This is a genomic window from Pseudomonas frederiksbergensis (assembly GCF_017114915.1).
GTDB lineage: Bacteria > Pseudomonadota > Gammaproteobacteria > Pseudomonadales > Pseudomonadaceae > Aquipseudomonas > Aquipseudomonas frederiksbergensis_I.
Genome location: NZ_JAAUOE010000019.1, coordinates 30,106 through 45,834, shown reverse-complemented (window position 1 = coordinate 45,834; position 15,729 = coordinate 30,106). Strand labels below are relative to the sequence as shown.

At 61.2% G+C, this 15,729-nt stretch carries 14 protein-coding genes; 9 read left to right on the top strand and 5 right to left on the bottom strand.

Annotated elements, in window-relative coordinates:
* Positions 1-58: 58 nt before the first annotated feature.
* Both HCU66_RS15270 and HCU66_RS15265 read right to left on the bottom strand, forming a co-directional pair.
* Positions 59-778 (bottom strand): FadR/GntR family transcriptional regulator, encoded by a 720-nt coding sequence (locus HCU66_RS15270; RefSeq protein WP_059403515.1) that lies wholly within the window; start codon positions 776-778, stop codon positions 59-61.
* Positions 779-978: 200 nt separating this feature from the next.
* A complete protein-coding gene (locus HCU66_RS15265) occupies positions 979-2,715 on the bottom strand; it encodes an IlvD/Edd family dehydratase (protein ID WP_205889264.1) in 1,737 nt (578 codons plus the stop codon).
* Positions 2,716-2,908: 193 nt separating this feature from the next.
* Here HCU66_RS15265 and HCU66_RS15260 point away from each other — a divergent pair, with 193 nt between their 5' ends.
* From HCU66_RS15260 to HCU66_RS15225, 9 genes are all read left to right on the top strand, one after another.
* Complete coding sequence (locus HCU66_RS15260) at positions 2,909-4,231, top strand: MFS transporter (protein ID WP_205889263.1); 1,323 nt, start codon at positions 2,909-2,911, stop codon at positions 4,229-4,231.
* Between the two features lie 51 nt (positions 4,232-4,282).
* Positions 4,283-5,275 carry an AraD1 family protein gene (gene araD1 / locus HCU66_RS15255; RefSeq protein ID WP_205889262.1) on the top strand — a complete coding sequence of 331 codons (993 nt, stop codon included), beginning with the start codon at positions 4,283-4,285 and terminating at the stop codon, positions 5,273-5,275.
* A gap of 10 nt (positions 5,276-5,285) precedes the next feature.
* On the top strand, positions 5,286-6,866 hold the full coding sequence (locus HCU66_RS15250; RefSeq protein ID WP_205889261.1) for an aldehyde dehydrogenase (NADP(+)): 1,581 nt from the start codon (positions 5,286-5,288) through the stop codon (positions 6,864-6,866).
* Positions 6,867-7,118: 252 nt separating this feature from the next.
* Complete coding sequence (locus HCU66_RS15245; RefSeq protein WP_205889260.1) at positions 7,119-7,415, top strand: DUF5629 family protein; 297 nt, start codon at positions 7,119-7,121, stop codon at positions 7,413-7,415.
* Positions 7,408-8,577 carry a lactonase family protein gene (locus HCU66_RS15240; protein WP_205889310.1) on the top strand — a complete coding sequence of 390 codons (1,170 nt, stop codon included), beginning with the start codon at positions 7,408-7,410 and terminating at the stop codon, positions 8,575-8,577. Before HCU66_RS15245 ends, HCU66_RS15240 begins: the two co-directional genes overlap by 8 nt.
* 155 nt (positions 8,578-8,732) lie before the next feature.
* Entirely contained in the window at positions 8,733-8,912 is a 180-nt protein-coding gene (locus tag HCU66_RS15235; protein WP_019650041.1) for a hypothetical protein, read from the top strand.
* Between the two features lie 206 nt (positions 8,913-9,118).
* The gene (locus HCU66_RS27315; RefSeq protein ID WP_277397061.1) at positions 9,119-9,244 is read left to right on the top strand and encodes a hypothetical protein; all 126 of its coding nucleotides are present in this window, start codon (positions 9,119-9,121) and stop codon (positions 9,242-9,244) included.
* Positions 9,245-9,359: 115 nt separating this feature from the next.
* Positions 9,360-9,572: a hypothetical protein gene (locus tag HCU66_RS15230; RefSeq protein WP_205889259.1), complete on the top strand. Its 213-nt coding sequence runs from the start codon at positions 9,360-9,362 to the stop codon at positions 9,570-9,572.
* The gene (locus HCU66_RS15225) at positions 9,569-9,826 is read left to right on the top strand and encodes a hypothetical protein (RefSeq protein WP_205889258.1); all 258 of its coding nucleotides are present in this window, start codon (positions 9,569-9,571) and stop codon (positions 9,824-9,826) included. The genes HCU66_RS15230 and HCU66_RS15225 overlap by 4 nt, the downstream gene beginning before the upstream one ends.
* Positions 9,827-10,001: 175 nt before the next feature.
* Here HCU66_RS15225 and HCU66_RS15220 read toward each other — a convergent pair whose 3' ends face one another.
* The 3 genes from HCU66_RS15220 to HCU66_RS15210 are packed head-to-tail and all read right to left on the bottom strand — an operon-like array spanning position 10,002 to position 15,486.
* Entirely contained in the window at positions 10,002-10,607 is a 606-nt protein-coding gene (locus HCU66_RS15220; protein ID WP_205889257.1) for a glutathione S-transferase, read from the bottom strand.
* Complete coding sequence (locus HCU66_RS15215) at positions 10,604-14,245, bottom strand: AAA family ATPase (protein WP_205889256.1); 3,642 nt, start codon at positions 14,243-14,245, stop codon at positions 10,604-10,606. Before HCU66_RS15215 ends, HCU66_RS15220 begins: the two co-directional genes overlap by 4 nt.
* Positions 14,242-15,486: an exonuclease SbcCD subunit D C-terminal domain-containing protein gene (locus HCU66_RS15210; RefSeq protein ID WP_205889255.1), complete on the bottom strand. Its 1,245-nt coding sequence runs from the start codon at positions 15,484-15,486 to the stop codon at positions 14,242-14,244. Before HCU66_RS15210 ends, HCU66_RS15215 begins: the two co-directional genes overlap by 4 nt.
* Positions 15,487-15,729 lie beyond the last annotated feature (243 nt).

The following is a 15,729-nucleotide window of genomic DNA, read 5'->3' as shown; positions in this document are numbered from 1 at the left end:
CCGCAACCTTGGTTGCGGCTTTGTTGTTTGTGAAGATCAAAAGATCGCAGGCTTTGCTTTACGAGGGATCGGTACCGAGCACCACATTCAGCGCACTGCGCGCATCATCCAGCTGCACCAGCGTCGCATGCCGCGCACCCAGCGCATCGCGATTCTCGATCGCCGTAAGAATCGCCTTGTGCCGTGGCAGCGCCAGCTCATGCAGATTCGGCCGCTGATTGGAGTGCTTCAAGGCTTCGGCAATCGCCACGGACAACATATTGCACAGGTTCGCCAGCAGGTCGTTGTGGGTCGCGTCAGCGATGCGGCTATGGAAATCCAGGTCCGGTTGCAGCAAGGCTTCAGGGGTCGGTGCCGCTTCCATGCGTTGGTAGGCTTCACCGATGGAGGCGATGTCTTCATCGGTGGCGAACTGCGCGGCGAGCGCAGCAGCGGCTGGTTCGATGATGCTGCGCACGCTGGTCAGCAGGCTGAAGAACTCATTTTGCGGGCTGCTTTGCATCAACCAATGCAACACGTCCGGGTCGAGCATGTGCCATTCCCGGCGCGGCTTGACCACCGTGCCGACCCGCGGGCGGGAATACACCAGGCCCTTGGCGACCAGCACTCGGGTGGCTTCGCGCAGGACCGGCCGGCTGACCGCGTATTCCTCGCACAACAGGGCTTCGGCGGGCAGTTTGTCGTCTGGCTTGAAACGTCCCGAGACAATCTGCATGCCCAGTTCCTGGACGATGCGCGAGTGCATGCTTTTGCGGTCGGAGGGTTTGCGGTAATCCATGGGGAACGGCGCGGTCCTGAGCAATGGGGTGCCGCGCATGATAGCAGGCGCGAGCGGTGGGCGATCCAGCCCTTTGATGATCATTCCCACGCGCAGCAAAGGAATGCAGCCCGTGACGCTCCGCGTCACTTTCCGCGCGAGGACGCGGAGCGTCCCTTGAGGCATTCCTTTGCTGCGCGTGGGAACGATCGGCGCAAGGGTCAGTGAGAGTGACGCGGCACCTCGGCCCCACGACAGCCGACGAGGAAGTCAAAGTCGCAGCCCTGATCCGCCTGCAACACATGGTCGATGTACAGCTGACGATAGCCGCCTACCAGCAACTGTTGCGGCGGTTGCAGGTCGGCCATGCGCGCGGCCAGTTCGGCATCCGGAATATCCAGATGCAAACGTCCATTGGCGCAATCAAGCTCGATCCAATCGCCTTCCTTCACCGCCGCCAGAGGTCCGCCGGCGGCGGCTTCCGGTGCCACATGCAACACCACGGTGCCGTACGCGGTGCCACTCATGCGTGCGTCGGAAATTCGCACCATGTCGGTCACGCCCTGGGCCAGCAGCTTCGCTGGCAAGCCCATGTTGCCGACTTCGGCCATGCCGGGATAACCCTTAGGCCCGCAGTTTTTCATCACCAGAATCGAATTGGCATCCACGTCCAGTTCCGGATCGTTGATCCGCGCCTTGTACAGGTCGAAGTTCTCGAACACCACCGCACGCCCACGGTGCTGCATCAGCTCGGCACTCGCGGCGGAGGGCTTGAGCACCGCACCCAGCGGCGCCAGGTTGCCGCGCAATACGCAGATGCCACCGTCGGCGCGGATCGGGTTGTCGAGGGTGCGGATCACTTCATCCTGGCCGTAAATCGGCGCGTCCTTGGTGTTCTCGCCGAGGGTTTTGCCGTTGACGGTGAGGGCGTTCGGATAGGGAATCAGGTTGGCTTCGCCGAGGCGACGCAGCACCGCGGGCAAGCCACCGGCGTAGTAGAACTCTTCCATCAGGAAACGCCCGGAGGGTTGCAGGTCGACGATGGTCGGCATGCCGCGACCGATGCGGGTCCAGTCATCCAGGTCCAGCTCGACACCGATGCGCCCGGCGATGGCTTTGAGGTGGATCACCGCGTTGGTTGAACCTCCGATGGCAGCGTTCACCCGAATGGCGTTTTCGAAGGCTTCCTTGGTCAGGATCTTCGACAGTTTCAAATCTTCGCGCACCATTTCAACTGCGCGCATGCCGGACATGTGCGCCAACACATAACGGCGCGCATCGACCGCCGGAATCGCTGCGTTATGGGGCAGGGAAGTGCCGAGTGCTTCGGCCATGCAGGCCATGGTCGAGGCCGTGCCCATGGTGTTGCAGGTACCGGCCGAGCGCGACATGCCGCCCTCGGCCGCCAGGAAATCATCGAGGGTAATGGTGCCAGCCTTGACCTGTTCACTGAGCTGCCAAACCACCGTGCCCGAACCGATGTCCTGGCCTTTGTGCTTGCCGTTGAGCATCGGTCCGCCGGTGACGACGATCGCCGGCACGTCGCAACTGGCCGCGCCCATCAGCAGCGCCGGGGTGGTTTTGTCGCAGCCGGTGAGCAACACCACACCATCGATCGGGTTACCGCGAATCGCTTCCTCGACGTCCATGCTCGCCAGGTTGCGAGTGAGCATGGCGGTGGGGCGCAGGTTCGATTCGCCGTTGGAGAACACCGGGAATTCCACAGGAAAACCGCCGGCTTCGATCACCCCGCGTTTGACGTGCTCGGCGATCTGGCGGAAATGCGCGTTACACGGGGTCAGTTCCGACCAGGTGTTGCAGATGCCGATGATTGGCTTGCCATGGAACTGATGGTCGGCGATGCCCTGATTCTTCATCCAGCTGCGGTACATGAAGCCGTTCTTGTCGGCGGTGCCAAACCATTGGGCGGAGCGCAGGGTGGGTTTCTTATCAGACATGATCGGTTCTCTTATTGTATGACTATATTGTTCGAGCTACGGCGTAACATAAGCGCAATTCTGACTGTTTGGAAGTGTTGTTGGTTAAATAGTATTACTATATAGTCGTTTTCAACGGAGGGATGGCCCTGGCGATTTTCGGCGAGAGGCGGCCCCCTAGGTTCTATAACAACAACAATCGGAGACCGAACTCATGAGCCAGGAATTGCGGCTTATTCGTCGCATCACGCTGAAACTGATTCCCTTCCTGATCCTGCTGTACCTGATCGCCTATGTGGATCGCTCCGCCGTGGGGTTCGCCAAGCTGCACATGGGCGCCGACATTGGCCTGGGTGACGCGGCTTACGGCTTGGGCGCCGGGCTGTTCTTCATTGGTTACTTTTTGCTGGAAATCCCCAGCAACCTGATGCTCGACCGCTTCGGCGCCCGACGCTGGTTCGCGCGGATCATGGTCACCTGGGGCGCGATCACCATCGGCATGGCGTTCGTCCAGGGACCGAACAGCTTTTATGTGATGCGCTTTCTGCTCGGCGCGGCCGAAGCGGGGTTCTTTCCGGGCGTGCTGTACTACATCACCCAATGGTTTCCGGTGCGCCATCGCGGCAAGATCCTTGGGTTGTTCATCCTTTCTCAGCCCATCGCAATGATGATCACCGGCCCGGTGTCCGGCGGTTTGCTCGGCATGGACGGCATCCTTGGCCTGCACGGCTGGCAGTGGCTGTTTATCGTCATCGGTATGCCGGCGATCCTGCTGACCTGGCCGGTGCTGCGTTATCTGCCGGACGGCCCGCAACAGGTGAAATGGATGGACCAGGCCGAGAAGGACTGGCTGACCGGTGAACTGAAAAGAGACCTCGCCGAATACGGCCAGACCCGTCACGGCAATCCACTTCATGCATTGAAAGACAAACGCGTGTTGCTGCTGGCGCTGTTCTATCTGCCGGTGACCCTGAGTATCTATGGCTTGGGTCTGTGGCTGCCGACCCTGATCAAACAGTTTGGTGGCACCGACCTGGTGACCGGGTTCGTGTCGTCGGTGCCGTACATCTTCGGGATCATCGGCTTGCTGATCATTCCGCGCAGTTCCGACCGCCTGAATGATCGCTACGGTCATCTGGCGGTGTTGTATGTGCTGGGCGCCATCGGCCTGTTTCTCAGCGCTTGGCTGTCGGTGCCGGTGCTGCAATTGGCGGCGCTGTGCCTGGTGGCGTTCGCGCTGTTTTCCTGCACGGCGGTGTTCTGGACCTTGCCGGGTCGCTTCTTTGCCGGTGCCAGTGCGGCGGCGGGGATCGCCTTGATCAACTCGGTGGGCAACCTCGGCGGCTACATCGGCCCGTTCGTGATCGGTGCGCTGAAGGAATACACCGGCAATCTGGCGTCGGGGCTGTACTTCCTGTCCTGCGTGATGGTGTTCGGCCTGATCCTGACCGGCGTGGTGTATCGCCTGCTGGAGCGCAAGCATGCGCTGCCGGCCGAGCAGTTCGCGGCCAGCGCCCGGGGCGCGACCCGTACCTGACACTCAATGGGCGGTGGTGTTTTGAAATTCTGCATTAACAGGAGAAAGTTCATGCGTTTGGTTCAGTTCGAATTGAGTAACGGCGAACGCCGCGTCGGCGTGGTCGAAGACGGCCTGGTGCGCGAAGTGCAGGACGCGCACACGGTGCGGGATCTGGCGCTGGCGGCGATCGAGGCGGGGGTCAATCTTGAGCAACAGGTTCAAGTCCTGGGGCTGGGCATCAGCCACAACTATGCCGAACTGCTGGCCAAGCTGCGCATCCTGCCGCCGCTGGATCACCCGGATCCGGCGCATATGCTGGTCAGCGGCACCGGCCTGACCCATTTGGGTAGTGCTTCGGCCCGGGACAAAATGCATCAGCAGGCCGGCGACGAAGCGGCGATGACCGACACCATGCGCATCTTCAAGTGGGGCGTGGAGGGCGGCAAACCCGTCACTGGCCAGGCTGGTGTGCAACCGGAATGGTTCTACAAGGGCGATGGCAGCATCGTCGTGCGACCGGGCCAACCGTTCCCGTTGCCGCCCTTTGCCGAAGATGCCGGGGAAGAGCCAGAGCTCAGCGGCCTCTATGTCATCGGCCACGACGGCAAACCGTATCGCCTCGGTTTCGCGGTGGGCAACGAGTTTTCCGATCACGTCATGGAACGCAAGAATTACCTGTACCTGGCTCACTCGAAATTGCGCAGTTGCAGTTACGGCCCGGAACTTCGGGTCGGTGAACTGCCGGAGCATCTGGCAGGCACCAGCCGCATCCTGCGCGACGGTGAGGTGCTGTGGCAGAACGAGTTTCTCAGTGGCGAAGCGAACATGTGCCACAGCCTGGAAAACCTCGAGTATCACCATTTCAAGTACAGCCAGTTCCTGCGCCCCGGCGACGTGCACATCCACTTCTTCGGCACCGCGACCCTGTCCTTTGCCGACGGCATTCGTACCCGACCGGGTGACGTATTCGAGATCAGTCAGGCCGAGTTCGGCGCACCGTTGAACAACGGTATTGCACCGGTTGACGCGGTGTTCGAGCCCGGCACCATCGGCACTCTTTAAGGAAAGAACCATGACCCGAATTCTTGGCCACAACTACATCGGCGACCAGCGCAGCGCCGCCGGTACCGTCAAACTCCAGAGCGTCGATGCCGGCACTGGCGAGGCCTTGCCCCACGATTTCTATCAGGCCACGCCTGAGGAAGTCGACGCCGCCGCGAAGGCTGCCGCCGCTGCTTACCCGGCCTATCGCAGCCTGAGCGCTGAACGACGCGCGCAATTCCTCGATGCGATTGCCGATGAGCTGGATGCCTTGGGTGATGAGTTCGTCGCCGTGGTCTGTCGCGAAACCGCGCTGCCGACGGCACGGATTCAAGGCGAGCGCGGTCGCACCAGCGGCCAGATGCGTCTGTTCGCCAAGGTGCTGCGGCGTGGTGATTTCTATGGCGCGCGGATCGATCTGGCGCTACCGGAACGCCAGCCGCTGCCGCGTCCGGACTTGCGTCAGTACCGTATCGGTCTGGGGCCGGTAGCGGTGTTTGGCGCGAGTAACTTTCCGTTGGCGTTTTCCACGGCGGGGGGCGACACCGCTTCAGCCTTGGCCGCCGGTTGCCCGGTGGTGTTCAAGGCCCACAGCGGCCACATGGCAACCGCAGAATGGGTGGCCGACGCGGTGATCCGCGCCGCCGAGAAAACCGCCATGCCGGCCGGTGTATTCAACATGATCTACGGCGGTGGAGTGGGTGAAGCGCTGGTCAAACACCCGGCGATTCAGGCAGTCGGTTTTACCGGTTCACTGAAAGGTGGCCGGGCGCTGTGCGACATGGCCGCGGCACGGGCGCAACCGATTCCGGTGTTCGCCGAGATGTCGAGCATCAACCCGGTGATCGTGTTGCCTCAAGCGCTGGAAGCTCGTGCGGAAAGGATCGCCCGTGACCTCACGGCGTCGGTGGTGCAGGGCTGTGGGCAGTTCTGTACCAATCCGGGTTTGGTGATCGGCATTCGTTCGCCGCAGTTCAGCGCGTTTGTGCAACAGGTGGCCGGGTTGATCGGCGATCAGCCGGCGCAAACTATGCTCAATGCCGGCACGTTGAGCAGCTATGGCAAAGGCCTGCACAAGCTGCTTTCGCATCCGAAAATCGAGCACTTGGCCGGTAATCCACAACAAGGCAATCAGGCGCAGCCGCAATTGTTCAAGGCGGATGTGAGCCTGTTGCTCGATGGTGATGAAGTGCTGCAAGAGGAAGTGTTCGGCCCAACCACGGTGCTCGTCGAAGTGGGGGATCAGGCGCAACTCAGTGCCGCATTGAACGGTCTGCACGGGCAGTTGACGGCCACGATCATCGGTGAGTTGGCGGACTTCGAACGCTTTGGTGAGCTGACGCCCTTGTTGGAACAGAAGGTCGGGCGGATCCTGATCAACGGCTATCCGACCGGTGTGGAAGTCTGCGACGCGATGGTCCATGGCGGACCCTATCCAGCGACGTCCGATGCCCGCGGCACTTCGGTGGGCACCCTGGCCATTGACCGTTTCCTGCGCCCGGTGTGCTTCCAGAACTACCCCGACAACCTGCTGCCGGAAGCGCTGAAGAATGGCAACCCGCTGCGTATTCAGCGTCTGGTCGATGGCAAACCATCGCGAGATGCCCTCTAACGGCTGAACGCAATCCCCCTGTGGGAACTGACTGTGGCGAGGGGGCTTGCCCCCGTTTGAGTGCGCAGCACTCACAAAGTCTTTAACTGATCGTTCCCACGCTCTGCGTGGGAATGCAGCCCGTGACGCTCCGCGTCACATCAACAGCCGAACGCAGAGCGTCCGTTGAGGCATTCCCACGCGGAGCGTGGGAACGATCATTGCGGTGTGATGAGCTATCATTGCGTCTTTCCCATTCAAAGATTGACTGCCATGACTGCCGTAAACGACACCTTGCTCAACGCCCTCGAACACTGCGACATGCTGGAGATCGACGGGTTGCACGCGTTCGACTTCTCCCTCGATGAAGACGATAACCTGCACATCGAGTGCATGGACGGTCGGGCGCTCAAGCGCTGGGCGTTCAGCATGGCGCAGATCAAGGCAGCGACGTTCGATCCCGACTTGAAGAGCTGGATCATTACCGGTGATTCCGGCGAACACCGGCTGGTCCCCATGGAAGCGTTCGGCGGTCAGGACGACGAGGACGAAACGAATGAGGATGCGTAACCTCTGGCCGCTGTTGATGGCCGGCAGCGTCGGCGCGATGGGCGTGCAGGCGGCCCCGGTGGACGGTTACGACTTGCTGGTGGGGTCGTACACCGCCGGCCAGAGTCAGGGGATTTATCGACTGAGTTTCGACAGCCGCACCGGGCAGATCGGCGCCAAGCCCCTGCAAGTGGTGAAGAGCGCCAACCCGTCCTGGCTGACCGTGTCCAAGGATCAACATCGCCTGTTCGCGGTCAACGAAAACGGCCCGGGCCAGGCCGATCCGGTCGGTCGCGTCAGCAGTTATGCGATCGATCCGAAAACCCATGAACTGAGCCTGATCAATCAGGTGCAAACCCTGGGCAACGAGCCGACGCATTCGAGCGTCAGCGGCGATGCCAGCCATCTGTTTGTCAGCAATTACTCGGTGGCGCAAGACCCGGGCGGCACCCTGGCGGTGATACCGGTGGGCACCGATGGCATGCTCAAACCGGTGGTGCAGATGAGCAGTCATCCGTCCAGCCGGGTCAACCCCGAGCGACAAATGTCGGCGCACGTGCACTCGGTGGTTTCTTCGCCGGATGGTCAATATGTGTTTTCCAATGATCTGGGGGCGGACAAGCTCTTCGTCTATCGGTTCGATCCCAAGGCCAACCCGGAACGGCCGTTGACCGCCGCCAAACCCGCGTCCGTCCAGTTGCCACCCGGCAGCGGGCCGCGACACTTGCTGTTCAGCGCCGATGGCAAACACGCCTGGCTGACCCTGGAAATGAGCGCGCAGGTGGCGGTGTTCGACTACAAGGACGGCAAACTCGAGCAGACGCAGTTGGTCGATCTGGCGGCGGGGCTGCCCACATCGGGCAAAGCCGCGGCTGCGCTTCACGCTTCGGCCGATGGCCAGTTCCTTTACGTCAGCAACCGTGGCACCGCTAACCAATTGCTGGTGTTCGCCATCGACCCGGCGACCGGGCATCTCAAGGAGCTGCAGCGTCGTTCAGTGGACGGCGATCACCCGCGCGAGTTCAGCCTCGACCCGAGTGGCAAGTTCGTGCTGATTGCCAACCAGAAGAGCAACCAGATTGTCGTCGTCGAGCGCGACACCAAGACCGGTCTGCTGGGTAAAACCGTGCAAAAACTGCCGATAGATGCCCCCAGCGATCTCAAGTTCCTGCAGCGTCAATAGGCCGTAGGCCCCGATTGATGGGGCCTGCAACCTTCTATTAATGAGGCTGATATCGGCTAATGCTACAAAGCATTTCAAGGCGTCGACCCTCGGCAGTTAAGTTTGCTTCACGGCCCCACCGGGCAAGTGAGCCAACTGAATCGAGGAATACCGCCATGAACTTCAATCTCTTCTCCGTCATCGCCGCTTCCGCTATTTCCGCCACTGTTGCTCTGCCAGCCAGCGCCAACGTTGAAATCAGCGACAAAAAATCCCACACCCAAAGCTACACCCAGAAATACCTGCAACAGAGCGCCAACTTCTACGCCGCGCTGGATCACAAAACCCAACACTGAGATCTGAGCCCTGCACCTTTTATGCAGGAGCGAAGTCACTTGCCGATCGACCTGTAAAGTGTCGAAAAGTCCCGAAGTGATGTCGCTCCTGCATAACGCGTTTACGACAGCATCATATTGCTATCAATGTAGTGCTTGATATCACATGGCCATGCGTTTAAATTTGACGCTGATTTTTTGACTCCTTCTCTAAAAGGATCGACAGCATGGCGATGCGTCTGGCAGTGGTTCTCCTGTTTCTCTATTCCACCCCGATTCTGTCGGCTGCAGAGCCCGTTCCCAGCGAACCGGATGCGGCCCGCGAGCGCTTGATGAGTTTTATCGAGGACTGAAACACGCTGGTTTCATGATCAATAAAACTGATAGCTACTATGCAGAAAGGTCGCTAGTTATCTTCTGTTTTTTGATCGATTCTGTGGGCACTGAAACATGCCCACGGAGAACACCATGGCCAGCGCAATTCTCACTTCTGCCAAGCACGGCGCCTACCTGGCCATCGGTCTTTACGTGGCCATGGTGTTGGTTGTCAGCCTTTCGACTCAATCGCAACACAGCCTTCAAGCACCGATTGAGGTCGCTTATCCGGCCGTCCAGTTCGAACACCGCGCTCAAAACGTGCGGGGCGATCACGTCGACGTGGCGGGAATGGTGGAGGCATGAAAGGGCGCAGACTCTGGGTTATCGCCTTCCTGGCGTTCATGACCAATGGCGCTTCGTTGTTGGGGGTCGGGCAAGGCTCGGCGGGGTCGGTGGCACGGGCCATCGAATGCAACCACAACATCGCCCACAACATCCAGACCGCCAAGGCCCTGGAGCTGCTGGTGGGTAATCCGCCGAGCAAATCCAATGGCGAATTCTTCGGGCCATTCCAGGTGGATTGCTCGGCGTTGGGGATGTGCTCGGTGTTGACCTGATTCCCCTCACCTGTAGCAGCTGCCGAAGGCTGCGTTCGGCTGCGTAGCAGTCGTAAACTCGGCTGATGCGGTCTGACTGATGCACCGCATGCTCTGGTTTTACGACTGCTCCGCAGCCGAACGCAGCCTCGCACGCTCGGCAGCTGCTACGGCCGAACGCAGCCTTCGGCAGCTGCTACAAAGGCTGCTTCTGCATCACACTCGTGAACAATTCTGACTCGACGAACCGCTGCAACCAGCCCTGCAATCGCCCATAAGGCGTCTGCCCGAACCACTCGCGATCCACGTGGGCGAATTGCCGCACGAACGGCATCAAGGCGACATCCGCCAGGCTCGGGTGCTCGGCCAGCAAGTAGTCGCGCCCCCGCAGCAACTCATCCAGCTTGCGCAAGAACACCTCGCCCTCGGCGCGATAAAACGTCATCGGCTGCCCGGGATAACGCTCGGCGTATTTGTAGCGATTGAGGTGCACCTTGAACACTTGATCGTTCTCTTCGATCAGCGCTGCACTGCGTTGCTGTCCTTGCGGGTCATCCTTGAGCAACCAGTCCTGCGGATCGTTCTGCGCCAGCGCCCAGCGCATGATCTCCAGACTTTCATCGATCACCCGGCCGTTCACGCTCAGCACCGGCACCGTGCCTTTGCTCGACAGTGCGAGCATTTCGGTCGGTTTGGCCTTGAGGCTGACCTCGACGATATTCACCGCAACGCCCGAATAGCGCAGGGCCATGCGAGCGCGCATGGCGTAGGGGCAGCGGCGGAATGAATACAGCGTGATCATTTCACCTCCAGGGTACTCAGGCCGTTGCCCTGGCGGTGGACCTGGATCTGCACCGGGATCCGTTCATGCATTTCCTGCACGTGGGAAATCACCGCGACCTTGCGTCCCTGCGCTTGCAGGCCGTCGAGGGCGTCCATGGCCAGTTGCAGGGATTCGGGGTCGAGGCTGCCGAAGCCTTCGTCGATGAACAGCGATTCGATTTTCAACGTGCTCGATGCCATCGACGCCAGACCGAGTGCCAAGGCCAGCGATACCAGGAACGTCTCGCCGCCGGACAACGAATGCACCGAACGCAGTTCATCGCCCATCTCGGTGTCCATCACCAGTAACCCGAGCATGCTGCCGCCCCGTTTCAGGCGATAGCGCCGCACCAGTTGCCGCAACTGAACGTTGGCGTGATGCACCAGCAGGTCGAGATTGTAGGCCTGGGCGATTTTGCGGAAGGTGTCGCCGGTGGCTGAACCGATCAGCGCACTCAAGCGTGCCCAGCGTTGGTACTCGGCGTAGGCGTCGGCGATTTGCTGCGCCAGCGCCTGATTGGCGTTCTGTCGACGCTGATCCTCGGCCTGTTCGGCGCGCAATTCGGCGCAACGGTGTTCGCTGGCGGCGAACAGGTTTTGCAGCTCGGCCAGCGCCGTGGCCAATTGCTCGGCATCCAGATTGCCGTTGTGCTGGGCCTGATGATCGAGCAGGCGTTGATCGCGCTCCTGCAACAACACCTTGGCTTGCTCGATGGCTTTTTCGCTGTGCTGCAATTGCTGACGCAGTTCGCTGACCTGCTGGTCGTCGACGCTCAGCAGATCTTCCAGGCCGTCGTCGTCCAGCTCGGGATGCTGCGCGCGCCAGTCGGCGATCTTGTCGCTCAGCTCGCGGTCTTCGGTTTCCAGGGCCAGCGAGCGTTCTTGCTGCGCCTTGAGTTCGGCGGCCAATTGCACCAAGCCCGTGCGCACGCTTTGCAGTTCTTGATTGGCCGTCGCTTCGGCACTACGCGCCTGTTCGACGGCCTGATCCAGTTGCTGCTGCCACTGTTCGGCGCTGGCGTGTTCGCCCAGCAGTTGCGTCAGTTTCTCCTGGCAAGCCTGTTGCTGCGCGGCCAGTACCATGAACTGCTGCTGCGCGGCGTCCAGTTGCTGGGTGCGGGTTTGTTGTTGGTACTGTTCTTTGTCCAGTGTCTGCTGGCGCTGTTGCTGTTCGCCGAGTTCATCGCGCTGCTGGTCGAGTTGTTGCAGACGCTGGGCGATCTGCCGGTCGAGTTGCATGAAGGTTGCCGCAGGTTCGTTGCGCAACGCCTCCAGCGTATCGGCTGGGAGCAGGGTGCTGAACGCGCTCAGTTCTTCGTCCAGGCGTTGCCGATCGCTGCTCAATTCCCGTTGCTGGTTGAGCAGGTGTTGCGTCGCCTGTTGGTTCGCCGCTTCGGCGCTGCGCAGTTGCTGCGCCAGGCGCGCAGCGTCCTGTTGCAGGGTGAGCAGGGCGGTTTGCCGTTGTTCGTCTTGGGTGATGCTTTGGTTCAACTGGCTGCTTTGTTGGGTCAGCCAGGCATCGCGTTTGCTGGCGTCCTGGGCCAACAGTTGAGCAGACAGCGGGTGCGCTTCCAGGCTCGGCGCCAGGCTTTGTTGCTGAGTCGCGAGCTGCTCTTGCTGTTGCAGCAGTTCTTTTTGCTGGGCAATCAAACCGCCGACTTCGGCGCGCAGGTCCGTGAGCTTTTCCTTGAGCAGATCGACGGCTTTCTGGGCGTTGGCCTGTTCGCTTTCATCATGGCGGCCGAGGCTTTGCAGCAAGGCTTCGGGTTGATGATAGGGATGGTCCGGGCTGCCGCAGACCGGGCATGGTTGGTCGTCCTGCAACTGCGCGCGCAGTTCTTCGACGCTGGCACTGCGCGCCAGACGCTGACGTTCCAGCAGTTCTCGTGTGACGGTCAGGGTCTGTTCGGCGACGGCCAGCTCGGCCTTGGTCTGCACACCAGCCTGGGTCAGACGATCGCGGTCTTGCTGGGCTGCGAGTTGGCGCTGCTGAAGCTCGGCGCCGCGTTTGTCCAATTCCTGCTGGCTGGCCCACAGTCGAGTCAGCTCTTCAATCGCCCGCAGTTGCTTGCGGTTGTCCTGTAGCAGGCTGCCGAGGAGCTGAATCTGCTCGGCCACGGCTTCGGGTTCGGCACCGGCCTCTTTGTACAGCACCTCAAGGCTCTGACGCTGTGTGGTCAGCTCCTCGGCGGCGCGGGCGGCGCTTTGTTCCAGAGCGCCCAGTTCGGCCTGGCCCTTGTTCAGGCGATTACCGATCAGCATCAGTTGCTGCAGGCGATCGCGGTAGGCGTTCCAGGCATCGCTCAACGGTGACAGATGGGCGCTCTGCTCAAGTTCGACGGCAATCCGCTGCAAGCGCTCGGCGACTTGTTTCTGCTGGTCGAGCAAACCCTGAATCGTGACCTGGCCCTGAGTGCAGGCCAATTCTGCCTGCTGCTTGAGGTCGGTGCCGAGGCGGGTGTCCTTGACCAGACGGGCGAGGGTGCTCTGCTCTTCGAAGGCCTGGCGCAGCAGTGGCGCGCTGTGGCTGTGTTGGCTTCGCGCCTCGGCCAGCGCCGTTTGCGCAGCACTCAGGCTGTGTTCGAGCTGAACCTGACGTGCGTTCAGTTCGGTTTGCTGTTGAGTCTGTTGTTGAATCTGCGCCGTCAGCGGTGAGAGCTGGGCGTTCAGTTCGGTTTTGCGCGCGAACTGATGCCGTTGCGGAGCCAGTTGCTCCAGGCGAGTCAGCTTCACGCGCTCATCGGTCAGGCTGTCCCAGCGTTGCTGGGCGGAGTGCAGTTGCTCGGTGGCGCTCTGTTGCGCCTCCTGCAACTCACGCAGGCCCTTGAGCCAGGTGTGTTGCAATTCCAACTGTTTGAGCTGCGCCTGCTGGGTCTTGAGTTGTTGCTGCGCGTCATTGAAGCGCTCGTCGAGTTCAGCCCGGGCTTCGGGCGACAGTGGCGTGACCCCGGTGGCCTGATCCTGCAACAGCTTGTGGGCTTCGCGAGCCTCTTTGGTCTTATCGAAGGCGCGGCGACCGAGGCGGGTGTAGAGCGCGGTGTCGGTGAGCTTTTCCAGCAGTTCGCTGCGGTCGTTGTCGTCCGCCTTGAGGAACGCGCTGAATTCGCTCTGGGCCAGCAACACGGCGCGGGTGAACTGTTCGAAGTTCAGGCCCAGCGCGGCTTCGAGCTGGGTTTTGTATTCGCCTTTCTGGCTGGCCAGCAATTGATCCTGATCGATGTCACGCAGGCTCTGGCGACTGGCTTGTAGCTTGCCACCGGCCTTTTCCCGGGCGCGATTGGCCTCCCAGCGAGCACGATAGCGGCGACCGTCGATGCCGACGAAATCCACTTCGGCATAGCCTTCACCGGTGCCGCGACGCAGTAGAGTGCGCGGGTCGCCGGTGCCGATTTCGCCATCGGCGTCCGGCACCTTGGCATCGCGCCCGGTGTTGTTCAGGCGCGGCACGGCGCCAAACAGTGCCAGGCACAGGGCGTCGAGCAGGGTGCTTTTACCGGCACCGGTCGGCCCGGTGATCGCGAACAGGCCGGCACTGGCCAAGGGTTCGGCGGTGAAGTCGATTTCAAACGGCCCGGCCAGGGACGCGAGGTTCTTCAGGCGGATCGCGAGGATTTTCATGGCTGTTCGCTCTCCATCTGCACGTCTTGCAGCAACTCGGCAAAGTCCTTGAGGGTTTGTTCGTCGACCTCGCTGCCGTAGTTGTCCTGCCAGGCGCGGCTGAACAGCTCCTGCGGCGTCAGTTGATCCAGCTCGATCAAGGTGGCGCCGTCATCGATACCGTCGCGGCGGCCGTTGCCGGCGTATTCGGCGGCAATCCGTACCAGCCGTACCGCTTTGCCCTGCAGGGCCGTTTCCACTTGATGGCGCAGGTCCGGTTGCGGTTCGTCGAGACGCACCCGCACTTCCAGCCACGGCTGGCGCTGGATGTCGGCGAGCAGGTCGATGTTGGGCAGGTCGGCCAGTTGCAGCAGGATGTCCGCCAACGGCGCGGGGCCAAGGCGTTGCAGGTTCACGGGCCGGGGAATCAGTTTCGATTCGACACTGACCAGGGTTTCGCCATCCAGTTTGATGTCGAGTATCTGATGCTGATAACCGATCTCGGAGAACGACAACGGGATCGGCGAGCCGCTGTAGCGGATGCGTTCTTCACCGTTGACCTTCTGCGGCTTGTGCAAATGCCCGAGGGCGACGTAGCTGATGCTTGGCCCGAACAGGCTGGCGGGCAGGGCTTCGGCATTGCCGATGATCAGGCTGCGTTCGGAGTCTTCCGACACCGACCCGCCGGCCATGTGCGCATGGCTGATGGCAATCAGCGCCTGGCCCGGTTTGCGCTTGGCGTTGGCCGCTTCGATCAGCCATTCGTGAACCTGGCCGATACCGCGCAGGTAGTTGTCGCCCAAATGCGCACCGGTCACTTCGGCGGGGCGCAGGAACGGCAGGGCCAGGCACCAGGCGGCGATTTCGCCGCTGGCATCCGGCAACGGCAGCAACAGCCGTTCGGCATCCAGTTGGCCATCATCGAGCCATAGCACGCGCCCGAGGGCATGGGTGCGCAAGCGCCGCATCAACGGCGCCGGCAGTTCGATTCGCGAACCGGAGTCATGGTTGCCGGCGATCATCACGATGGTCAGCAAGGGTTGCTGTTCGTGGGCGCTGACGATGAAATCGTAGAGGCGTTCCTGGGCTTTGACCGGCGGGTTGACCGTGTCGAAGATATCGCCGGCGATCAGCAGCACATCAGGCTGGTCCAGCTTCAGCTGACGCAGCAGCCAGTCGAGAAAGCAGGCGTGCTCGAAATCGCGCTCCTGGCCGTGCAGGTTCTGCCCAAGGTGCCAGTCGGAGGTGTGAAACAGACGCAAGGCGTACTCCGCAACAAAATAAGGTGATGGCCGCGGGGAAATGATGGCGGCTAAAGAGGGGAGAGTTTACTGGCAAACACCTGGGATGTGGCCAGGTACTGATTTTGTAGAAAATCCTGTAGGAGCGTGGCTTGCCCGCGAAGAACGATGACGCGTAATACCTGAAACACCGCGGTGCATTCTTCGCGGGCAAGCCACGCTCCTACAGGTGCTGCGCTTTAACTGACTGGCATTGGGGCGCCC